The organism is Pseudoalteromonas sp. SCSIO 43088 (genome assembly GCF_023650795.1).
GTDB classification, from domain to species: Bacteria; Pseudomonadota; Gammaproteobacteria; order Enterobacterales; family Alteromonadaceae; genus Pseudoalteromonas; species Pseudoalteromonas shioyasakiensis.
The window spans coordinates 1,996,101-2,017,967 of the sequence record NZ_CP072675.1 but is presented as its reverse complement, the minus strand read 5'-3'; the positions used below and the strand labels follow the sequence as shown (position 1 = coordinate 2,017,967).

21 protein-coding genes are annotated in these 21,867 nt (G+C 42.1%); 12 read left to right on the top strand and 9 right to left on the bottom strand.

Annotated features, from left to right (window positions below; genetic code table 11):
* The first annotated feature begins 47 nt into the window (after positions 1 to 47).
* A complete protein-coding gene (locus J8Z28_RS09410) occupies positions 48 to 500 on the top strand; it encodes a hypothetical protein (RefSeq protein ID WP_250659306.1) in 453 nt (150 codons plus the stop codon).
* A gap of 99 nt (positions 501 to 599) precedes the next feature.
* Positions 600 to 947, top strand: a complete 348-nt coding sequence (locus J8Z28_RS09405; RefSeq protein ID WP_250659305.1) for a hypothetical protein — start codon at positions 600 to 602, stop codon at positions 945 to 947.
* A 45-nt stretch (positions 948 to 992) separates the two neighbouring features.
* Here the strand turns inward: J8Z28_RS09405 and J8Z28_RS09400 are convergent, their stop codons facing one another.
* The 9 genes from J8Z28_RS09400 to J8Z28_RS09360 all read right to left on the bottom strand — a co-directional run bounded on the left by J8Z28_RS09400 (position 993) and on the right by J8Z28_RS09360 (position 10,568).
* Positions 993 to 1,871: a LysR family transcriptional regulator gene (locus J8Z28_RS09400; protein ID WP_250659304.1), complete on the bottom strand. Its 879-nt coding sequence runs from the start codon at positions 1,869 to 1,871 to the stop codon at positions 993 to 995.
* 388 nt (positions 1,872 to 2,259) lie between these two features.
* Positions 2,260 to 2,916 carry a 3-oxoacid CoA-transferase subunit B gene (locus J8Z28_RS09395; RefSeq protein WP_063528095.1) on the bottom strand — a complete coding sequence of 219 codons (657 nt, stop codon included), beginning with the start codon at positions 2,914 to 2,916 and terminating at the stop codon, positions 2,260 to 2,262.
* 11 nt (positions 2,917 to 2,927) lie between these two features.
* Positions 2,928 to 3,626: a CoA transferase subunit A gene (locus J8Z28_RS09390; RefSeq protein WP_054553797.1), complete on the bottom strand. Its 699-nt coding sequence runs from the start codon at positions 3,624 to 3,626 to the stop codon at positions 2,928 to 2,930.
* Between the two features lie 11 nt (positions 3,627 to 3,637).
* Entirely contained in the window at positions 3,638 to 4,543 is a 906-nt protein-coding gene (locus J8Z28_RS09385) for a hydroxymethylglutaryl-CoA lyase (RefSeq protein WP_250659303.1), read from the bottom strand.
* Positions 4,543 to 6,507: an acetyl/propionyl/methylcrotonyl-CoA carboxylase subunit alpha gene (locus J8Z28_RS09380; RefSeq protein WP_062564430.1), complete on the bottom strand. Its 1,965-nt coding sequence runs from the start codon at positions 6,505 to 6,507 to the stop codon at positions 4,543 to 4,545. The genes J8Z28_RS09385 and J8Z28_RS09380 overlap by 1 nt, the downstream gene beginning before the upstream one ends.
* Before the next feature lie 8 nt (positions 6,508 to 6,515).
* Positions 6,516 to 7,286, bottom strand: coding sequence for an enoyl-CoA hydratase/isomerase family protein (locus J8Z28_RS09375; RefSeq protein ID WP_062564429.1), 771 nt, complete (start codon positions 7,284 to 7,286; stop codon positions 6,516 to 6,518).
* 10 nt (positions 7,287 to 7,296) lie between these two features.
* A complete protein-coding gene (locus J8Z28_RS09370; RefSeq protein ID WP_054561520.1) occupies positions 7,297 to 8,904 on the bottom strand; it encodes a carboxyl transferase domain-containing protein in 1,608 nt (535 codons plus the stop codon).
* 9 nt (positions 8,905 to 8,913) lie between these two features.
* Positions 8,914 to 10,089, bottom strand: coding sequence for an isovaleryl-CoA dehydrogenase (locus tag J8Z28_RS09365; protein WP_250659302.1), 1,176 nt, complete (start codon positions 10,087 to 10,089; stop codon positions 8,914 to 8,916).
* Positions 10,090 to 10,133: 44 nt separating this feature from the next.
* Positions 10,134 to 10,568, bottom strand: coding sequence for a MerR family transcriptional regulator (locus J8Z28_RS09360; RefSeq protein ID WP_054553803.1), 435 nt, complete (start codon positions 10,566 to 10,568; stop codon positions 10,134 to 10,136).
* Positions 10,569 to 10,909: 341 nt separating this feature from the next.
* Between J8Z28_RS09360 and J8Z28_RS09355 the strand changes: the two genes are divergently transcribed.
* The 10 genes from J8Z28_RS09355 to J8Z28_RS09310 all read left to right on the top strand — a co-directional run bounded on the left by J8Z28_RS09355 (position 10,910) and on the right by J8Z28_RS09310 (position 21,736).
* Positions 10,910 to 12,091, top strand: a complete 1,182-nt coding sequence (locus J8Z28_RS09355) for a thiolase family protein (RefSeq protein ID WP_250659301.1) — start codon at positions 10,910 to 10,912, stop codon at positions 12,089 to 12,091.
* 91 nt (positions 12,092 to 12,182) lie between these two features.
* Entirely contained in the window at positions 12,183 to 13,673 is a 1,491-nt protein-coding gene (locus J8Z28_RS09350) for a CoA-acylating methylmalonate-semialdehyde dehydrogenase (RefSeq protein WP_054553805.1), read from the top strand.
* 110 nt (positions 13,674 to 13,783) lie between these two features.
* On the top strand, positions 13,784 to 14,941 hold the full coding sequence (locus J8Z28_RS09345) for an acyl-CoA dehydrogenase family protein (protein WP_250659300.1): 1,158 nt from the start codon (positions 13,784 to 13,786) through the stop codon (positions 14,939 to 14,941).
* 10 nt (positions 14,942 to 14,951) lie between these two features.
* Positions 14,952 to 15,731 carry an enoyl-CoA hydratase gene (locus J8Z28_RS09340; RefSeq protein ID WP_250659299.1) on the top strand — a complete coding sequence of 260 codons (780 nt, stop codon included), beginning with the start codon at positions 14,952 to 14,954 and terminating at the stop codon, positions 15,729 to 15,731.
* Positions 15,731 to 16,873: an enoyl-CoA hydratase/isomerase family protein gene (locus J8Z28_RS09335; protein WP_055197191.1), complete on the top strand. Its 1,143-nt coding sequence runs from the start codon at positions 15,731 to 15,733 to the stop codon at positions 16,871 to 16,873. The genes J8Z28_RS09340 and J8Z28_RS09335 overlap by 1 nt, the downstream gene beginning before the upstream one ends.
* 17 nt (positions 16,874 to 16,890) lie before the next feature.
* A complete protein-coding gene (gene mmsB / locus J8Z28_RS09330) occupies positions 16,891 to 17,781 on the top strand; it encodes a 3-hydroxyisobutyrate dehydrogenase (protein ID WP_054561514.1) in 891 nt (296 codons plus the stop codon).
* A gap of 9 nt (positions 17,782 to 17,790) precedes the next feature.
* On the top strand, positions 17,791 to 18,552 hold the full coding sequence (locus J8Z28_RS09325) for an SDR family oxidoreductase (protein ID WP_055021357.1): 762 nt from the start codon (positions 17,791 to 17,793) through the stop codon (positions 18,550 to 18,552).
* Positions 18,553 to 18,660: 108 nt separating this feature from the next.
* Positions 18,661 to 19,149, top strand: coding sequence for a hypothetical protein (locus tag J8Z28_RS09320; RefSeq protein WP_250659298.1), 489 nt, complete (start codon positions 18,661 to 18,663; stop codon positions 19,147 to 19,149).
* 55 nt (positions 19,150 to 19,204) lie between these two features.
* Positions 19,205 to 21,025: a protein kinase domain-containing protein gene (locus J8Z28_RS09315; protein ID WP_250659297.1), complete on the top strand. Its 1,821-nt coding sequence runs from the start codon at positions 19,205 to 19,207 to the stop codon at positions 21,023 to 21,025.
* 39 nt (positions 21,026 to 21,064) lie between these two features.
* Positions 21,065 to 21,736, top strand: coding sequence for an RDD family protein (locus J8Z28_RS09310; protein ID WP_250659296.1), 672 nt, complete (start codon positions 21,065 to 21,067; stop codon positions 21,734 to 21,736).
* Positions 21,737 to 21,867: the final 131 nt, after the last annotated feature.

Below are 21,867 nucleotides of genomic sequence, written 5' to 3'. Positions count from 1 at the left end.
GGTATGTATAGTTGATGATTTAATTTATTTAGAATAAGCGTATAACCATGAAACTGATATTTGCGTTGTTATTTTTAGGGCCTGTTATTGCCAATGCAGCTGAAGATAAAGTTGCTGTTTATCTTAATTTTGAGCAGGCTTATTTGAGCAACGATGTATCTTTGTTTACGCCATTATTAAGTAAAAACTATACCATTAGACAAACATTGCATATTCCAGGCATAGGGTCAGATACTGTACCTGTTACTAAAGCTCAGTTACTTGAGGGCATGAAGCAAAATCCTAAGCCTAGTTCATTACCGCGCTCAAAAGCTGAATCAGTTAAAATAGAAACAATTTCAAAACAGCAATTCTGTGCAAGTTCACAAACTTTAGATCAAGTCGTAGTAGCAGGTAAAAACTACGAAGAGAAGGAACTGCGCAAAGCCTGCTTTAAACATGAAAATAACAGCTATGAAGCTATATCACATACCATTGATGTGTATTATCGAGAGCTTTGATAGACATAGTTATAGATTCAGAAATTTCCTTGTATCAAATAAACGTACTAACTGATATTAATTACGGATAAACCCTATAAATGAGATAAGGAAATAAATATGAAAAAACAGTTAGGTTTAGTAGCTGGAGTATTTTTAGCATCAACAAGTTGCTTCGCAGCTGATAGCTTTCAAGTTGAAACATCTGTTTATAAAGCGAATGAGCTACTAGCATCGCCAGTAATGCTGGTGGAAGAAAAACAACCTGCGACCATCTCTATAGGTGAGGGGTTTAGTTATGAAGTTAAAGTTACACCACAACAAAATAATACGGCAGCTGTAGAAACATCAATCACACTCGCTGGCAGCTATTTTACACCTTCTTTTGTTGTGGAATATGGTAAACAGGCTTCTTTTGAAATTGGTGAAAACAAAGTGCGTATTTTAGTAACCAAGTCGAAAAGTTAAATTAGCAATAAAAGACCCTCAACAAAATTGAGGGTCATTTATCTATTATTTTAGATGTTTAAAAGTATCAATCATCCATTTTATAAATAGCTCTAATTGTGCATTAGTTTCGCTAGGATCGTGTTGCACTAAGTAATATTTATCTTTCGTTTTTAATGGCATATCGGTGAAATTAAATAACCACTGCTCATCAAACCAAGTCTGACTGATAGGTAAGGGGATTAGGGCAATACCCATACCCTGTTGCGCGGCACGTGCCACACCAAACATACTATCAACTTGAATAATTTGCTTTGGTGCAAAGTCTTCAATACCAGCATGCTCTGCCCATTGGTGCCAAGCCCAAGGACGCGCTTTATGAAGTATAAGAGGTACTTCATTTAATGCCTGAAACGGGTTTTCTTGCCATGCTTGCCAGTTTTCTTTATTGCAAGCTGGTGTATACGATAGCGAAAATAGCTCATGTACAACGCCTTCGTGCGGTTTAGATGAAGACAATACAATCGACAAATCGCTTTGCTTAGTCAGCTCTTTACGCGTTTTTAAGGTATCAAGCTGTAAGTTTGTATTAGGGTGCTCACTGGTCCATTCGCTCAGTTTTGGCATTAAAAGCTCACTGGCAAAAAACTCAGGTAGCGTAATACTGATCGTTACGTTTTCTTGTAACTGACTAAACTCATTGATGGTTTTTTCTAGCGCTTTGATCAGCGGTGATACAGAGTCATAAAAATTCTTCCCCGCTGCAGTTAGGCGGATAGAGCGGGTTTGACGTTCAAATAGTTCAATTCCCAATTGTTCTTCTAATTGTTTGATCTGATGGCTTACGGCAGACGGCGTAAGGTAAAGTTGGTTTGCAGCATCTTTAAAGCTAAGGGTGCGTGCAGCAAAACAAAATGAGCGTAAGCCACGAATAGGTGTTTGCATAGTTAATTTCAGTAAGTCTCAATAGCGCTTGTTAGTTAATTAACTGCTAAGCAATTATTATCCCAAAATGTAAAAAAATAGAGAGTAAAGAATGAATATAGCTAACTCTTGCCATATTGTATAAAAAACAATCGTGAATCGCTCGTTTAATCTATCTTTAGGCAAATGTTTAGTAAAAAAGTGATCTTAGCAGTTTTAGCTATTTCGTCATAGTCTCAGTATTAGAAACTGCCAATTCACTAAAGCAGGGCATTTTATACTATTTATGTGACAAAATGGTGCGGCGAAAGGCTGGCTTTAGATAAAAAAAATCCCTCTTGCGAGGGATTTTGGGTAACTCAGCGCCATTGGCACTGGGAATGAGGTCGGTACATGGGATGTGAGTGGTTTAAAAAACCATCTCTGGAACATCACCTTCAACAAGCAATTTGCCTGCCGTTTTGCTAATAATTTCATCTACCGTCACGCCTGGAGCGCGTTCGATTAGATGAAATGCGCCGTCTTTAACTTCTAGTACTGCTAAATCAGTTACGATTTTCTTTACACAGTTAACCCCAGTTAGCGGTAAAGTGCAACTTTCTAATAACTTAGAGTCGCCATGCTTGCTTGCATGAGTCATCGTAACAATAATATTCTTCGCGCCAGCAACGAGGTCCATCGCGCCACCCATGCCTTTAATTAGCTTTTTTGGGATCATCCACGATGCGATGTTACCGTTCTGGTCAACTTCAAATGCACCTAATACTGTTAAGTCTACATGACCACCCCGTATCATGGCAAAACTATCTGCACTATTAAATATTGCTGCACCTGTGGCTGCTGTCACGGTTTCTTTACCCGCGTTGATCATATCTGCATCAACTTGGTCTTTGGTTGGGTACGCACCCATACCTAATAAGCCATTTTCAGACTGCAACATAACTTCGATACCGTCAGGTACATAGTTAGCAACCAGAGTAGGGATACCAATACCTAGGTTTACGTAATAGCCATCTTGTAGTTCTTGTGCAACACGCATTGCAACTTGTTCACGTGATAATGCCATTTTATTGCTCCTTAATCGCGAGTTGTTACACGTTCAATGCGTTTTTCAAAGTCGCCTTTGATCACGCGATTAACATAAATACCTGGGGTATGAATTTGGCTTGGCTCAAGTTCACCTGGCTCAACAATCTCTTCTACTTCAGCAACGGTAATTTTACCTGCTGTTGCGGCCATCGGGTTGAAGTTCATTGCTGTGTGGCGAAATACAAGGTTACCGTAGCGGTCAGCTTTCCATGCTTTAACAATGGCAAACTCACCCGTAATTGATTCTTCTAAGATATACGGGCGACCATCAAATTCTTTGACTTCTTTACCTTCGGCAACAGGAGTGCCGTAACCTGTAGCTGTATAAAACGCAGGAATACCCGCACCACCGGCGCGCATCTTCTCAGCGAGCGTCCCTTGTGGTGTTAAAACAACATCAATTTCGCCATCGAGTAGTTGTTTTTCGAAAAGCGCATTTTCACCTACATAAGAAGCGATGATTTTTTTAATTTGCTTATCATGAAGTAAAACACCTAAGCCAAAATCATCAACACCGCAGTTGTTCGAAACAACGGTTAGATTTTTAGTTTGTTTACGCTTAATTTCACTGATAAGTCCCTCAGGAATACCACACAAGCCAAAGCCACCAGCGATAATAGTATCGCCATCTTTTAAACCTTCCATTGCAGCTTCATAACTTGAAACCACTTTATCGAAACCGGCCATGAGCCTACTCCTTAATTATTCTGAGTGTTCTTTAGAGCAAGTGATACCTTGCTGACAGGTTGTTTATTTAGTGCACTGCAAATAGCCCAACCAGCTTTCGCCAGTCTTTCTAAATCAATTCCATGCTCTATGCCAAGCCCTTGTAGTAAGTAAACTACATCTTCAGTGGCAACATTTCCTGACGCGCCTTTGGCATAAGGGCAGCCACCAAGGCCTGCAACAGCACTGTCAACCGTTGCTATACCGCGTGTTAGGGCGGTGTAAATATTTGTGAGCGCTTGTCCGTAGGTGTCGTGAAAATGTACAGCGAGTTTTGATTTATCAATATGTTGTAAAAGTAAATCTAATAACTCATCGACTTTTTTCGCCGTACCCACACCAATGGTGTCGCCAAGGCTTATTTCATAACAACCAAGCTCTAATAATCGCTCTGATACTTTTGATACATCATTGTAGTCGACATCACCTTGATATGGACAACCCATGACGCAGCTAACATAACCTCTAACACGAATGTTATTCGCCTTGGCAAAATCCATGACATCTTTAAAGCGGTCAATACTTTCATCAATCGAGCAGTTAATGTTCTTTTGACAAAACGCTTCACTTGCTGCTGTAAAGATAGCAAATTCTTGTATGCCGACTTGTTTTGCAGCCTCTGCACCCCGTAAATTTGGGGTGAGGGCACTTAAGTTAACATTAGGCAAATTTAACGCGCTAATTACATCGCTTGAGTCAGCCATTTGTGGCACCCATTTAGGTGACACAAAGGCGCCTGCTTCAATATCTTTAAGCCCAGCACCTGCTAGTGCGTTGATAAGAGCGACTTTATCTTGAGTGCTAACGGCGGCTTCATTTTGCAAGCCGTCTCTGGCGCCAACTTCTACAATGCGAACAAAATCAGGAAACTGTGCCATTACGCCTCCGGCTCTTCTACAATCGCGAGCATATCACCGTGGCTCACCAATTCACCTTCAGCAAAGCAATAGCTCGTTAATACACCATCATGCGGGGCATTAAGGGTGTATTCCATTTTCATCGCTTCGATGATGACAACAGCGTCACCTTTAGCGACAGTACTACCTACCTCAACTAAATGCTTAACAACAGTACCATTGAGTGGTGCAGCGAGTGGTAGTGCATCACTTTCGTGTTCACTAATATAGTGTTTATCAATCAGTTCTAGCACCGTTTGCTGTGCTTTGTACATCACTGTGATGTGAGAGTCTGCTTGATTAATATGAGCCACAACTTTTTCGCCATTAACGACTAAGTTCGCAAGGCCATTTTCAACGCTACCCGAAGTTGTATAGTCAACTCCATCTAGGTTGATTTTAAAGCCTTCTGAGGTCTTAACAGCATGAACGTTTAAATCAACAAACGGAATTGCTGTTTTAGCGTCACTGTTTAGCATAAAGCCTGTTAATTGTTGCCATGGGATGCTGCTTTCACCTTTTAGTTGATATGCATACGCATAGGCTGCCACAACGGTTGCAATAACAGACTGTTGCTCGTTTTTAGCAACAAGGCGCTCACCTTGGTCTTCAATAAAGTGCGTATCGGGTGCACCTGCTTGAAAAGTAGCGTGGTTAGCAAGATTATGTAAGAAATTAACGTTACAGCTAAAACCTGCTAGGTGGAATTGCTCTAGTGCTTTTGATAAACGCCCAAGCGCTGCCTCACGGTTATCGTCATGAACAATTAATTTAGCTATCATAGGGTCGTAGAACGGGCTAATTTCATCACCCGCTGCAACCCCTGTATCTATACGTACAAATTCAGATTCGTTCGGTGTGAATAGGGCGTCAATGTGGCCAGAACACGGAATAAAGTCATTACTTGGATCTTCTGCATAAATACGCGCTTCAAAGCTGTGACCTTGTAGCTGAATATCTGCTTGGCCAAGTGGTAATGCTTCACCTGCCGCCATATTGATTTGCCAATTAACCAAATCAACACCGGTTACCATTTCTGTTACTGGGTGCTCTACTTGTAAACGGGTGTTCATTTCCATGAAGAAGAATTCATCACCGCATAATAAAAACTCAACAGTACCTGCACCGCGATAGTTAATCGCTTGGGCACAACGTACTGCTGCTTCACCCATTTCTTTACGAAGTTCATCAGATAAACCCGGAGCAGGGGCTTCTTCAATTACTTTTTGGTGACGACGCTGCAAAGAGCAGTCACGGTCGCCTAAGTACACGCAGTTACCATGGCTATCTGCAAAAACTTGTACTTCAACATGGCGAGGTTTAGTGACGTAGCGCTCTAACAGTACTAAATCGTTACCAAAGCCGGCTTTTGCTTCACGTTTTGCGCCTTCAAGAGCACTGATAAAATCTTTTGCGTGTTCAACAACTCGCATACCTTTACCACCGCCACCAAAGGCCGCTTTAATCAGTACCGGGTAACCAATTTTTTCAGCCTCAGCTTGTAAAAACTCAGTATCTTGGTTGTCACCATAGTAACCAGGCACTAAAGGTACATTTGCTTGGTGCATAATTTCTTTAGCGCGGGTTTTTGAGCCCATAGCTTCAATACTTGATGCAGGCGGGCCTATAAAGGCGATATCATTTTTCTCACACGCGAGGGCAAAGTCACAGTTCTCAGATAAAAAACCATAGCCAGGGTGAATACAATCAACACCAGCTTGTTTTGCCACATCGATGATTTTGTCTGCCACTAAGTACGAATCTTTACTTGGCGCAGGACCAATACGATACGCCTCATCAGCAAGCTTTACGTGCTGGGCATATTTATCAGCATCTGAATACACTGCAACCGTTGTTAAGCCCATTTGCTTTGCTGTACGCATAACTCGGCAGGCAATTTCACCACGGTTGGCAACGAGAATTTTTTTCAATGATTTTGTTGTCATAATGGTTCCTATTTCTGCCAGTTAGGGGCACGTTTTTCAAAAAATGCAGTTAGGCCTTCTTGGCCTTCTTCAGATACACGAATGCGTGCAATGCGCTCTGCGGTTAACTCAATCAGCGCATTATCTATTACGTTGCCAGCGACATCATTGATTAGCTGCTTCGCTGCTTTAACAGCAATAGGGCCATTGTTGACAAGGTTTTGTAAATGTTTGTCGAGCGCTGTTTGTAAATCGCCGGTGATCTGGTGAATTAAACCCAGTTGCTTAGCTGTATGCGCGTCAAAAATCTCTGCCGTTAAAAAATAACGACGTGCAGCGCGCTCACCAATAGCTTTAATGACATAAGGGCTGATAACTGCAGGAATAAGACCAAGCTTTACTTCACTTAAGCAAAACTGTGCATCGTCTTGGCAAATTGCGATATCACAACACGCAATCAAGCCTAAGGCACCGCCAAATGCAGCACCTTGTACGGCACAAATTGTTGGATGTGGGCTTGTAGCAAGGACTTTCATAAGCTTTGCTAGCTGCATAGAGTCCGCTAAGTTTTCTGCAAAGTCATTGCCAGCCATCGACTTCATCCAGTTTAAATCAGCGCCAGCAGAGAAGTGCTTACCTTCGGTTTTTAAAACCAGTGCGCGCACATCACAGCTATTTGCATGTTCAATTAAACGGATCAGCTCACTGATGACTTCTTCGTTAAATGCATTGTGTTTTTCAGGGCGACTTAGTACCAGTACAGCCACATTTGATTTTGTTATTTCGAGTGTTACTGACATAAGGCCTCCATTACATTCTAAATACGCCGAACTGCGAATCGCGCTCTGGTGCATTTTTAGCTGCACTTAAGGCAAGCCCTAATACATTGCGGGTATCAGCAGGATCGATAATGCCATCATCCCAAAGGCGGGCACTGGCGTAATATGGATGACCTTGTTTTTCGTATTGCTCTATAATTGGCTTTTTAAACTCACTGACTTGCTCATCAGTCATGCTTTCGCCTTTACGGGCTAAACCATCTTGTTTAACTTGTGCAAGAACGCCTGCTGCTTGTTCACCACCCATTACAGAGATACGAGCATTTGGCCACATCCACATCATGGTAGGCTCAAACGCGCGGCCACACATACCGTAGTTACCTGCACCATACGAGCCACCAATTAACACGGTAAATTTTGGCACATCAGCACATGACACAGCGGTTACCATTTTCGCACCATGTTTGGCGATGCCTTCAGCTTCGTATTTTTTACCAACCATAAAGCCAGTAATGTTTTGTAAAAACACTAAAGGAATTTTGCGTTGTGCACATAGTTGTATAAAGTGCGCGCCTTTTTGCGCTGATTCACTAAATAAAATGCCGTTGTTGGCAACAATACCGACAGGGTGACCAAATATTTTTGCAAAGCCGGTTACTAGTGTTTCGCCAAAGTAGCGTTTAAATTCATCAAACGATGAATCATCAACAACTCGAGCAATTACTTCTCGTACATCAAATGGCTTTTTAAGGTCGGTACCGACAATACCGTAAATTTCGTTAATGTCGTAACGCGGCGGTTTAACATCATCAAGTAATGGTGCAGTAGGGCGCTGATAGTTAATTCGTTCAATACATTGGCGCGCAATCGAAAGCGCATGAGCATCGTTTTCAGCATAGTGGTCGGCAACACCGGATGTTTTACAGTGAACATCAGCACCACCGAGCTCTTCAGCACTCACTTCTTCACCCGTAGCCGCTTTAACCAGTGGCGGGCCCGCTAAGAAAATTGTGCCTTGCTCTTTTACGATAATACTTTCATCAGCCATCGCTGGTACATAAGCACCACCTGCAGTACATAAACCCATTACGACTGCAATTTGTGGAATGCCTTTACCAGACATACGAGCCTGATTATAGAAAATACGGCCAAAGTGTAATTTATCGGGAAATACATCATCTTGTTCAGGCAGGTTTGCACCGCCTGAATCAACTAAATAAATACACGGTAAATGACAACGTTCTGCGATATCTTGAGCACGTAGATGTTTTTTTACCGTTAGTGGAAAGTATGTACCGCCTTTTACGGTTGCATCATTGGCGATGATCATACATTCAACGCCTTTCACACGACCAATACCGGCAACAACACCGGCACATGGAATGGCTTGTTCGTACACGCCAAAGGCTGCAAATTGTGAAATCTCTAAAAATGGCGAGCCTTCATCAAGTAGCGTTTCAATACGGTCACGAACAAACAACTTACCACGACCTTGGTGGCGCTCAATCAGGGCAGGGCCACCACCTAAACGGATATCAGCTACTTTTTCACGTAAATCACTTACGAGCGCTGCCATGTTGTCGTGATTTTGCAAAAATTGCGGATCGTGTGGATTTACACTCGATTTTAAAATCGTCATAACAAGGTCCTATCGGCTTTCAGTGAATAATTCGCGACCAATTAGCATGCGGCGGATTTCAGAGGTACCTGCGCCAATTTCATATAGTTTTGCATCACGTAACAAGCGACCTGTCGCGTATTCGTTGATATAACCATTACCACCTAAGATTTGAATAGCATCTAGGGCCATCTTAGTTGCAAGCTCTGCGGCATATAAAATAGCGCCAGCGGCATCTTTACGCGTTGTTTCGCCGCGGTCACATGCACGAGCTACTGTGTAAACGTATGAACGAGCAGCATTCATCTGTGTGTACATATCAGCAATTTTGCCTTGAATAAGCTGGAATTGACCAATTGGGCTATCAAATTGTTTACGCTCATGAATATAAGGAACCACAATGTCCATACATGCTTGCATAATGCCAAGCGGGCCTGCAGCTAAAACAACACGCTCATAATCTAGGCCACTCATAAGTACTTTTACGCCTTCGTTTAAGTTACCTAGAATGTTTTCTGCTGGTACTTCGCAGTTCTCAAACACTAATTCACAGGTGTTAGAGCCGCGCATACCAAGTTTGTCTAGCTTCTGCGCAGTAGAGAATCCCGGAGTGTTACGTTCTACGATGAAGGCTGTGATCCCCTTAGGGCCGGCATTTAAATCTGTTTTTGCATAGATAACAAAGGTATCGGCATCTGGACCATTCGTGATCCACATTTTGTTACCGTTAAGTACAAATACATCGCCTTTTTGCTCAGCTTTTAATTTCATTGATACAACGTCAGAACCCGCATTTGGCTCACTCATCGCAAGGGCACCAATGTGCTCACCGCTGATAAGTTTTGGTAAGTACTTTTCTTTTTGAGCCTGTGACCCATTACGGTTAATTTGATTAACACATAAGTTTGAATGAGCACCATAACTTAAACCAATCGATGCACTTGCACGGCTAATTTCTTCCATTGCAATAACATGTTCAAGGTAGCCAAGGCCAGCACCGCCGAATTCTTCAGGCACTGTCATTCCTAATAAACCCATTTCGCCAAGCTGTGGCCAAAGTTGATTAGGGAAGGCATTGTCTAAATCTGTTTGTTCTGCAAGTGGGGCGATTTCTTGGCTAGCAAAGCTATTAACGTGATCGCGGATCATGTCTGCTGTTTCGCCAAGTCCGAAGTTCATTTCTTTATAAAGTGAAATAGTGCTCATAATGTGTGTTCCTGTGAGAGTCTGTTGACGAGATTGTTGTCAAGTTATTCGTCTAAATTATTAAGGGTTTCACGACAGCGGCGTTCTGCTGTAACCAATTCCATTAATACAACTTTAATGTCGTCCATTTGTTGGCTCAGGTCCGCTTTTTTCTCTGCGATAAGGTCAAGCATAGTGACTAGCTGTTTAGCGCTCGATTTATCTGCATCGTAAAGTTCAAACAAACGGCCCGTTTCAGCCAAGGTAAAACCTAAGCGTTTACCACGTAGAATAAGTTTTAGTCTTACTTTGTCGCGTTTTGAATAAATACGGGTTTGACCATTGCGATCAGGTGAGATCAGGCCTTGGTCTTCATAAAAGCGGATAGAGCGGGTGGTAATATCAAATTCTTTTGCTAGTTCGCTGATACTAAACGTTTGCTCATTGCTAGCAGGTTCAACTGCTGCGCTTTCAAAGTTTGTTTGATTGTCTTGTTTCATGATTTATTTACCTCATTCGAATAACACCAATATAAGTGAAGTTTACGTAAAGGTAAAGGGTGATTTGGGAGTTATACTTTAGACTTATAAAGATAACTGGTTGGATTTGTTGAAAAGCTTTATTTATCTAGCCTTGTAAGCAGATGTTCGATTTTTCATACAACAAAATACAGATAAGTTTACAGTTTTAACGGCCGCAAAAATGTTGATTTTAGATTTACGTTGGCGTAAACGTAAATATTATGTATGCTGAATTAAATCGAAATTAAACTATAACAAATTAACTGTTTGGTTACACATGATTTGAACACATGATGATAACCACTTACATGGAGCCAATTATGACTACTGAAGCCGTTGTTATTGTTGCCGCAAAACGTACCCCTATGGGTGGTTTTATGGGCGCACTAAGTGGTGCACACGCAACTGATTTAGGTGCTACAGCTATTAAAAGTAGCTTAGAGCAAGCCGGTTTATCTGCCGATAAGATTGACGAAGTGATCATGGGCTGTGTATTACCAGCTGGTCTTGGTCAAGCACCTGCGCGACAAGCAATGTTAAAAGCGGGCCTTAACCAAGGTACTGGCGCAACAACAATCAACAAAGTATGTGGCTCTGGCTTAAAGGCTGCAATGTTTGCCCATGACTTAATTAAATCAGGCTCAATCAACTCAGCGGTTGCTGGTGGCATGGAAAGCATGAGTAATGCCCCTTATATGTTACCGAATGCACGTTCAGGTATGCGTATGGGCCATGGCGAAGTAAAAGATCACATGATGTGTGATGGCCTTGAAGATGCTTACGACAACAAAGCAATGGGTTGTTTTGCACAAGACACTGCCGATCAATATTCAATTGGTCGTGAACAAATGGACAACTTTGCACTTAGCTCACTGACTAAAGCAAATAGCGCAATTGAAACAGGCGCATTTGAAAACGAGATTGCCGCGCACACTATTTCTACACGCAAAGGTGATGTGACCGTTGCGATTGATGAGCAACCAGGCAATGCACGTCCTGATAAAATTCCAGGTTTACGTCCTGCATTTAAAAAAGACGGCACTATTACAGCTGCAAACTCATCATCAATTTCTGACGGTGCAGCAGCGCTTGTGTTGATGCGTGAGTCAGATGCTAAAGCACAAGGTTTAACACCACTTTGCCGTATCGTTGCTCACAGCACACATTCTCAAGCACCAAGCGAATTTACTTTAGCACCAGTTGGCGCAATGCAATCGCTTTTAGAAAAAGCCGGTTGGTCTGTGAATGATGTTGATTTATGGGAAATCAACGAAGCGTTTGCCATGGTGACTATGCTTGCAATTAACGAGTTAAAACTTGATGAAAGCAAAGTTAACGTCAATGGCGGTGCCTGTGCACTTGGTCACCCAATTGGTGCAAGCGGCGCGCGTATCTTAGTTACCTTAATTCATGCATTAAAGAATCGTGGTCTTAGCAAAGGTGTTGCCTCACTGTGTATCGGTGGTGGTGAAGCTGTTGCTATGGCTGTTGAAGCTATTTAATCGCTTTAGAATTTTAATCTCTCACAGCCGCAACGTATTTTAAAAACTATCATGTTGCGGCCTCTTTATACCCACTGGGGAGGAGTGCCTCATGCACCAAGTACCTTTATTTATCAACGGCGAATTTACCCAATCAAGTTCAACGCAGCTGATTGATGTTATCAATCCTGCGAACCAAGAAGTGTTAGCGCAAGTTCCGTGTGCAACAGATGCTGAAATGGATGCAGCAATTGCCTCTGCAAAAGAAACATTTAAAACATGGAAAGAAGTGCCAATTTCTGAGCGTGCGCGCATTATGATGAAATACGCAGCACTACTAAAAGAAAACCATGACGAGCTTGCGACGATTATTTGTCATGAGCTGGGTAAAACATTTGAAGATGCCAAAGGCGATGTTTGGCGCGGTATTGAAGTTGTTGAGCAAGCAGCCAATGCACCATCACTGATGATGGGCGAAACAATGGAAAACGTAGCGCGTAAAATCGATACTTACTCTTACATGCAGCCACTAGGTGTATGTGCGGGTATTACGCCATTTAACTTCCCTGCGATGATCCCATTATGGATGTTCCCACTGGCTATTGTGTGTGGTAACACCTTTATTCTTAAACCATCAGAGCAAGATCCACTAACACCGATGCGTTTAGCTGAACTATTTGTTGAAGCGGGTGCACCAAAAGGGGTGTTACAAGTTGTTCATGGTACAAAACCACAAGTTGACCGTTTATTAGAAGACCCAGCAGTACGTGCTATTTCATTTGTTGGTTCATGTGGTGTAGGTGAATACATCTATTCAAAAGGCACAGCAAACCTTAAACGCGTGCAAGCTTGTGTAGGTGCAAAAAACCACATGGTTATTATGCCAGATGCAAGTAAATCGCATGTTGTAAATAACTTAGTCGGTGCGTCTGTAGGCGCTGCGGGTCAGCGCTGTATGGGTATTTCGGTTGCTGTGTTTGTTGGTCAAGCAAAAGACTGGGTGGACGAAATTAAAGCAGGCTTTGAAAACGTACGCCCAGGTGTATGGGATGATGCTAACGCTGCTTACGGCCCACAAACATCAAAAGCAGCTAAAGACCGTATTTTATCACTTATCGCAAGTGGTAAAGAACAAGGTGCAACGTGCTTAATTGATGGCTCTGACTTTACTGTTGAAGGTTACGAGCAAGGTAACTGGGTTGGTCCAACGCTATTTACTGATGTAACAACCGAGATGGATTTATACAAAGAAGAGATCTTTGGTCCTGTACTGGCTTGTATGTTTGTAGATACTCTAGAAGAGGCGATTGAGCTTATCAATAACTCGCCTTACGGTAACGGTACTTCGTTATTCACATCAAGCGGCGCTGCTGCACGTAAATTCCAACATGAAATCGAAGTAGGTCAAGTTGGTATCAACGTGCCAATTCCTGTGCCACTACCGTTTTTCTCTTTCACAGGTTGGAAAGGCTCATTCTACGGCGATCAACACACCTATGGTAAGCAAGGTATTCGTTTTTACACAGAAACGAAAACAATTACTTCACGTTGGTTCGAGGATGATATCGCCTCTGGTCCGAACATGAGTATCAACCTTAAATAAGCCGTAATTAATTTACTGCTGAGCGAGCACACGCTCGCTCAAAGAACACACATTTAAACGACAACAATCGTTATTCACACAAGAATAAGACAACAAAATAGAGGTCTACTATGGACTTTAATTTAACCGAAGATCAGCAAGCGTTTGCTGAAACAGCCCGTCAGTTTGCAGAGTCTGAACTTGCTCCACATGCTGCTAAGTGGGACCAAGAACACATTTTCCCTAAAGACACCATTAAAGCAGCCGGTGAGCTTGGCTTTTGTGGTTTATATACCCCAGAAGAAGCGGGCGGCTTAGGTTTATCTCGCTTAGATTCAAGCATTATCTTTGAACAGCTTGCAATGGGTTGTACAGCAACGACTGCTATGTTGACAATTCATAATATGGCAACCTGGATGATTGCAAGCTTTGGTACTGAAGATGTTAAAGCTCAGTACTGTGAGCAATTAGTCATGGGTGAGTTACTTGCTTCTTACTGCTTAACAGAGCCTGGCTCTGGCTCTGATGCAGCATCACTAAAAACTAAAGCGGTAAAAGAGGGCGATGAGTATGTGATCGCAGGCTCTAAAATGTTTATCTCGGGTGCTGGTGAAACTGATTTACTTGTAGTTATGGCGCGCACTGGTGGTGAAGGCGCAGCCGGTATTTCGGCATTTGTTGTGCCTGCTGACGCAGCAGGTATTGAATATGGTAAAGCTGAAGAAAAAATGGGCTGGAATGCACAGCCAACACGTTTAATTAGCTTTGAAGGTGTCAGAATTCCTGCGGCTAACTTACTAGGCCAAGAAGGCGAAGGCTTTAAGTTTGCAATGCAAGGCCTAGATGGTGGCCGAATTAATATTGCTACCTGTTCATTAGGTACAGCACAAGCAGCTCTTAATACTGCGCGCGAATACTTAAAAGAACGTGAGCAATTTGGTAAGCCATTAGCTGCTTTCCAAGCACTGCAATTTAAAATTGCCGACATGAACACCGAGCTTGTTGCAGCTCGTCAAATGGTGCGCTTAGCCGCATTTAAACTAGATACCGGTGACAGCGAAAAAACCACTTACTGCGCGATGGCAAAATGTTTTGCTACAGATGTTGGTTTTAAAGTATGTGACGACGCACTACAAATTCATGGTGGTTATGGTTACATCAAAGAATACCCATTAGAGCGTCATTTCAGAGACGTACGTGTGCATCAAATTCTTGAAGGCACAAACGAAATCATGCGTGTGATTATCGCACGTCGTATCTTAGCTGAGTCAGCTGGCGACATTCTATAAGGAGCAACCTATGTCTAATCCATCGATTGATTTAAATATTGAAGGTAACGTAGCGGTTTTAACCATGAATAACCCGCCAGCGAATACCTGGACACAAGATACATTAACCACGCTTAAAGACACTGTAACTGAGTTAAATGCTAACAAAAATGTCTATGCATTAGTGATTACAGGTCAAGGTGAAAAGTTCTTTAGTGCAGGTGCCGATTTAAACGTGTTTGCCAGCGGTGACAAAGGCGTTGCTGCCACTATGTCAAAAGTGTTTGGTGATGCATTTGAAGCATTAACTAATTTCCGTGGTGTATCAATCGCGGCTATTAATGGTTATGCCATGGGCGGTGGTCTAGAAGTGGCTCTTGCGTGTGATATTCGTATTGCTGAAGAGCAAGCTCAAATGGCACTTCCTGAAGCGAAAGTTGGCTTACTGCCTTGTGCTGGCGGTACGCAAAACCTTGCATGGCTTGTCGGTGAAGGTTGGGCAAAACGCATGATCTTATGTGGCGAGCGCCTAAAAGCTGAAAAAGCACGCGAAATTGGCCTTGTTGAAGAAGTGGTTGGTGCTGGCGAAAGTTTAGCTGCGGCAATGAAACTTGCTAACCAAGTTGGTGAACAAAGCCCGGTTGCTGTGACTGCATGTAAAGAACTTATTCAAAAAGGACGCACACAACCTATGGCTCATGCGTTGCCATTAGAGCGTGAGCTATTTGTTCAGTTGTTTGATACGCAAGACCAAAAAGAAGGCGTGAATGCGTTCTTAGAAAAGCGTAAAGCAAATTGGGTAAATGGCTAATGACTAACGTAACACTACTAAATCATCAAGATGCGCCTGTGGTGTTTGAAACTGCAGAGGCCGAGAGTGGCCTCATTGCAATTGCGACACTCAATGCGCCGAAATCGTTAAATGCTTTAAATTACGACATGATCCAACTGCTTGAGCCTCAGCTTAGAAAATGGGCTGACGATGACGCCGTTGCCATGGTCGTGCTAAAAGGGGCTGGCGAAAAAGCATTTTGTGCCGGTGGCGATGTAGTAAGCCTGCATAAAGCAATGAGCACAGGTGAGCCTGCTAACTACATTGAAGACTTTTTTACCCTTGAGTACAAATTAGACTACCTAATTCACTGTTATGAAAAGCCAATATTACTTTGGGGTAATGGCATTGTTATGGGTGGCGGCCTTGGCTTAATGGCTGGGGCAAGTCACCGAGTGGTAACAGAAACATCGCGTATTGCAATGCCTGAGCTAACCATTGGTTTATACCCAGATGTTGGCGGCAGTTACTTCTTACATAAAATGCCTGAGCAAGTGGGTCTATTCTTAGGGTTAACTGCGGCGTCTATCAATGCTGAAGATGCCTTGTTTGTTAATCTTGCTGATCACTATGCAACAGCAGATAAATATGACGCTATTTTAACGGCTATCACCGCTGAAAAATGGGGCAAAACAGCCTCATTAAATCACGAAAAGCTGACTAACATTCTAATCTCGATTGATAATATTTCAGGCCGTGTTCCTAAAGGCAATGTAAAAGATAACTTAGCGGTTATTCAAAAGCTGGCTGAGTTTGATTCATTGCAGGGAAAAATTGACTACATTCAAGCTTTACAAACTGAAGACAAATGGCTTACCCGTGCGCAAAAGTCATTAGCACATGGTTGTCCGCTTAGTTGTGCGCTGGTTGAACGTCAATTAGCTAATTCAAAAGAGATGACGTTAGCAGATTGCTTTAAAATGGAGCTAGGTATGTCAGTACGCTGTGGCGAAGTAGGCGAGTTTCAAGAAGGGGTTCGTGCGCTATTAATCGACAAAGACGGTGCACCTAGCTGGCAGTTTAAATCGCTCAGCGATATCGACGAAGCAGTTGTAGATAGCTTCTTTACAGCACGCTGGGATGAGCAATCTCACCCACTAAACTCATTAACGTCATCTTAAGTCCAAGGGGTAAACAAATGGCTAAATTAACAATAGGATTTATTGGTTTAGGCAACATGGGTGGCCCAATGGCGGCAAACCTTGTCAATGCAGGTCATACAGTTCGTGTGTTTGACTTAAATAAAGCAGCGGTCAGTGAGCTTGCCGATAAAGGTGCAATTGCTGCTACCGATGCAGCTGAGTGTGCCATTGGCGCTGATATTTTTATCAGTATGCTGCCAGCAAGCAAACACGTTAAGTCTCTTTATTTAGGCGAAACAGGCCTTATCAACTTACTTGATAGCAAAACTTTAGTGATTGACTGCTCAACCATTGATGCAGAATCAGCGCGTCAAGTGGGTAGCGAACTTGCTCAAAAAGGCATTGATTTTGTTGATGCACCTGTATCAGGTGGTGTTGCAGGTGCAACAGCGGGTACTTTAACCTTTATCGTCGGTGGTGAGCAAAGCCACTTTGAAAAAGCCAAACTGGCTTTAGCAGATATGGGTAAAAACATCTTCCATGCTGGTGATATTGGCGCAGGCCAAGTCGCAAAAATCTGTAACAACATGCTGCTAAGCATTTTAATGGCAGGTACTAGCGAAGCACTACAAATGGGCATAAATAACGGGCTCGATCCAAAAGTGTTAAGTGACATCATGACTGCAAGCTCTGGCCGTAACTGGACGCTTGAGCTTTACAATCCATGCCCTGGTGTAATGGAAACAGCACCAGCAAGTAATGATTATAAACCTGGCTTTATGGTTGATTTGATGGCAAAAGACTTAGGTCTTGCTATGGAAGCGGCTCAGCAAAGTAATTCATCTACCCCAATGGGGTCAATGGCGAAGAATCTATACACTATGCTTCAGCATCAAGGTGCGGGTAGTGATGATTTTAGCGCTATTTTTAAATTATTCTCGAAGTAGGAGATTGTTGTGGAAATTAAAAACAACAACATCGTAATTACCGGTGGTGCGCAAGGTTTAGGCTTTGCGATGGCCGAGAAATTTGCATCCCTTGGCGCGAACATCGCCCTTATCGATATGCAACAAGACGTTCTTGATACTGCAGTATCAGCGCTTGCTAAATATGGTACAAAAGTTATGGCGTATGCTGCTAATGTTACAGATGAAGATGCTGTGGTAGCAACGTTCAACACTATTAACAAAGACTTTGGCCATATCGGCGTGTTAATTAATAACGCAGGTATCTTACGCGATGGTATGTTTATCAAAGCAAAAGAAGGCAAAGTGGTAGATAAAATGTCGTTAGCTCAATTTCAATCTGTTATTGATGTGAACCTGACCGGTGTATTCTTAGCAGGTCGTGAAGCTGCGAGCCACATGATTGAGTCTAGCAAAGGTGGCGTTATTGTTAATATGTCGAGTGTTGCCCGTGCTGGTAACATTGGCCAAACAAACTATGCTGCGTCTAAAGCTGGTGTTGTTGCGATGACAACGGGTTGGGCGAAAGAATTAGGTCGCTTTGGTATCCGTGTTGGTGCAATCGCACCAGGTGTTATTCGCACAGCAATGACAGATGCAATGAAACCAGAAGCAAAACAACGCATGATGGCGGTAACGCCAGTTGGTCGTTTTGGTGAAGCAGAAGAAATTGCCCAAACAGCACAATACATTGTAGAGAATGACTTCTTTACAGGTCGTGTTGTTGAAATTGATGGCGGTATTCGCCTTTAATTTCAAAAGGTAACCCTTTACCCATTGAAAGTACCAAAACGGTAAGCCTAGCTTGCCGTTTTTTTATTTTTAAAGTATTTTAAATTCATAATGATAAGGAGATTTGTTATGAACACTGATGGCATTACAGTATCAATGAGCAAGGGAATCAAAGCTAACTTCAAACTAGGTGAACATTTAATTGAATACTGGGGTTCGGCTTATTCAGGAAAAGAAGTACTGAAAATAGACGGTGAATTAATAGCAGAATCACGTAACTTTAAAACTAAATCTGTTCATGAGTTTAGTATTGATGGTAAAGCCTGTCAGTTGTGTGTAAGGGTTAAACCCTTTTTTAAGTTCTCAGCCGTTATATCATTAGAGTGTGAAGGTGAATTAGTTCAGCGCTACAGACTCACATACGGTAAAACACGAAAAGTCGCTTGGTATTTCAGGTATCTCGATCTCTTAGCTTTTTTTGTTTTGGGATGGGTATTCATGGCAGAAGCAATATCACTGAACGAGCTAATTTTACTTGCTGGTGCCATTTTAATTTTTTCCGAAATAGTTTTTAAAAATCATGGCTGGATCATCGAAGAGCAAAAGCCTTGTAATTAACTGCCTAGCATTCAATAATTAAGCGGTTAAAAGCCGCTTAACTTTGAGAGATGTAGTGAATCCCAAACAAATCCGCAATTTTTATATCAATGAAGAACAGTCTGTTTATTTACTGTCTCACCATGATGCTAAAAAGCACCGCCAATGGCTTAATATTTGTATTAAACAGCTTACTTTGCTTGGTTACAGTGACGTTGAATTAATTGGCTCTGGTGCGTTTGGATTTGTTTTTGCCGGTGTTGATGATGAAGACTTACCTTGGGTATTTAAGTTTTCACGTATAACCCTTGCACAAAGTGTACGTGACCGTCTAGAAGACGAAGCGTACATGCTCTCGCAAGTTAATAATCCGCTCGTGCCAAAATTTTATGCCTTTGAACGCATTAAAAAGCAAGGCATTTTAATGATGGAGCGCGCTCTAGGTGAAGACTTAGAAAAAATCTCCATTAAACAGGGGCGTTTTAGTGCAGCAAAAGTTATGGCGCTGGCACTTAGGCTACGTAATGTGCTTTTAGATTTACGTGAACACAAAAATGGCTTAAGCCCACAGCCAATTGTGCATGGCGATATTAAACCCTCTAACATCGTTTATGATGAACAAACCAATAAATTGTCTTTGGTAGACTGGGGCAGCTCTGTTTATGCACAAATAGATGCTGATGGTAATCCGGTTGCCAGCAATTTTATGGATCTTATGTCTGCTGATATCAGTACCACTAATGCACGTATGGGTGATGTGTACTTTATTGGTGATGAGCAAATGTCAGGCGGGCAGTCATCGCCACGTTTTGATGAACAAGGTGTTGCCTCAACCCTTTATGCATTGGCCTCTGCACAATCTTGTAGATTTGGTGCTGCGGTTATTCCGGCTACAAGCCTGAATTTACCTATGGAGCTTGCCCGGGTTATTGACGGTATGCTTTCAAAAGATAAGGCAACCAGAGATGGCGCAGGTGATTATTTTATGCGAAACATGCCTACAATGGCTAAAGCTTACCTACCTGAGCTGCCCCGTAAAGTCATTCGCCCGTATATTCCTTATTGGTTTAGTGAGTTTGATGAACACCCAGACACGGTGGTATATAGCTCTCGTAAGCAATTTTTAAGACAAGCGGACCATAATCAACAATTACTAGATGTAAACGATGCCCAGCTCGACAGATACTACAAAGAGTTTTTATTTGATACCGGCGACACCGAAAAAGCATTTTTGGCCTCAATAAGCCGATTAGCAAAATACCCAGTAGTAGGGGGCTTGAGTTTTCATTGGAAAGAAAACTCACTGTTTGTCGAGTCTTCCCTTATTCTGCATGATGAAACGCTTGGCACTGCGTTTACCGATGCGATTAACAACACGGTGATGTTAGCACAGGGGATTGAACAAAAAGGTCTCTTTAAATGTTGCTTGTTTGATGCGCGTAAAACCATTCAGCTCGAGCGTGATGGCACAGGTGCGTTTAAGTTTGAGAATTTACCTGAGCTTGATTACGAAGTAATGGATGTACAAGCCTCAGACGTAACCAGACCGCACTCTTACTTTGAAGATGGTAAAGACCCGGATGAGCAATTACAGCTCCCGAAAAAAGTTATAAAGTGCGTATTTGAGCTAAACCAAATACACCATACGGGCTGTATCATTTTTGAAGCCTTACCTGATAGGATGAAAATACATCATTACTATCGTTTGCTTGATGCCAGTAAAGAGCCTGAATTTAAACGCTTATTAAGTAAGCTTATGCAATACGCAGTTAATATCACAGATGTAGGTGTGGCAGGCTTTATGAAGCTACCATACAAAAATACCCGTGAATTTGATTTGTGCACTAAACAGCCCGATGAGTTTTATCCGCGAGATCCCAAAAGAGTGGAATGCTAAAAGCTGACCTGCTTTAAACAGTTAAGGAGAATAATAAACATGGACTACACCCCAAATTATAAAAATTATTCATTGGATGAGTTATTAGATGCTCAAAAGTATATTGATAAAGAAAGCTTCCCACAAAGAGCACAAGAGTTAGAATTAGAGATTGCAAATAAATTAAAAGACCCAGAAACAAAAGCAGAGTTTGAAGAGCTAGAAACGAATAAAAGGTATGCTACTTTTTGGCCTCGTTTTTGCGCCGCTATTATTGATGGCTTCATTTTTACAGCATTACTTTATATCGAATGCTTACTCTTTAGCATTGAATACTCCTACCAAAACACGATTTTACAAGCTTTTAATGGCTTTCAGTATATTGGCTATGTTGTTTTCATGCATGGGTTTTATGGTCAAACACTTTGCAAGATGGTGATGGATGTTAAAGTCCTCAATCATGAAACCGAAACGAGCATTACGCTTAAGCAATCGGTTCGCAGAGAATCTGTTAATATTGCTATTAACTCGTCTTGGATACTCCTAGTTTTTTCTATTTCAATATCGTTACAACAACTTGGTAGCGTACCTGCGGTTTTAACTTATTTAATTATGGGTCTGAATTCATTAGCTACAGTTTGGGCATTGTCAGAATTTATAACCATGCTGTTTAATGAAAAGCGTCGTGCAATACATGACTTCATCGGTAGAACGGTTGTTGTTAGATTGTAATAAGGAGATCTACAATGACAACCGTAAAAAAACACCTTTATTACCTAATGATGTAGTCGTTAGTTCTTTTTGTAGTGGCTAATAATAGGTATTGTTTATTCATCCTTTCAATTTATCTAAAGGCTTTCAGT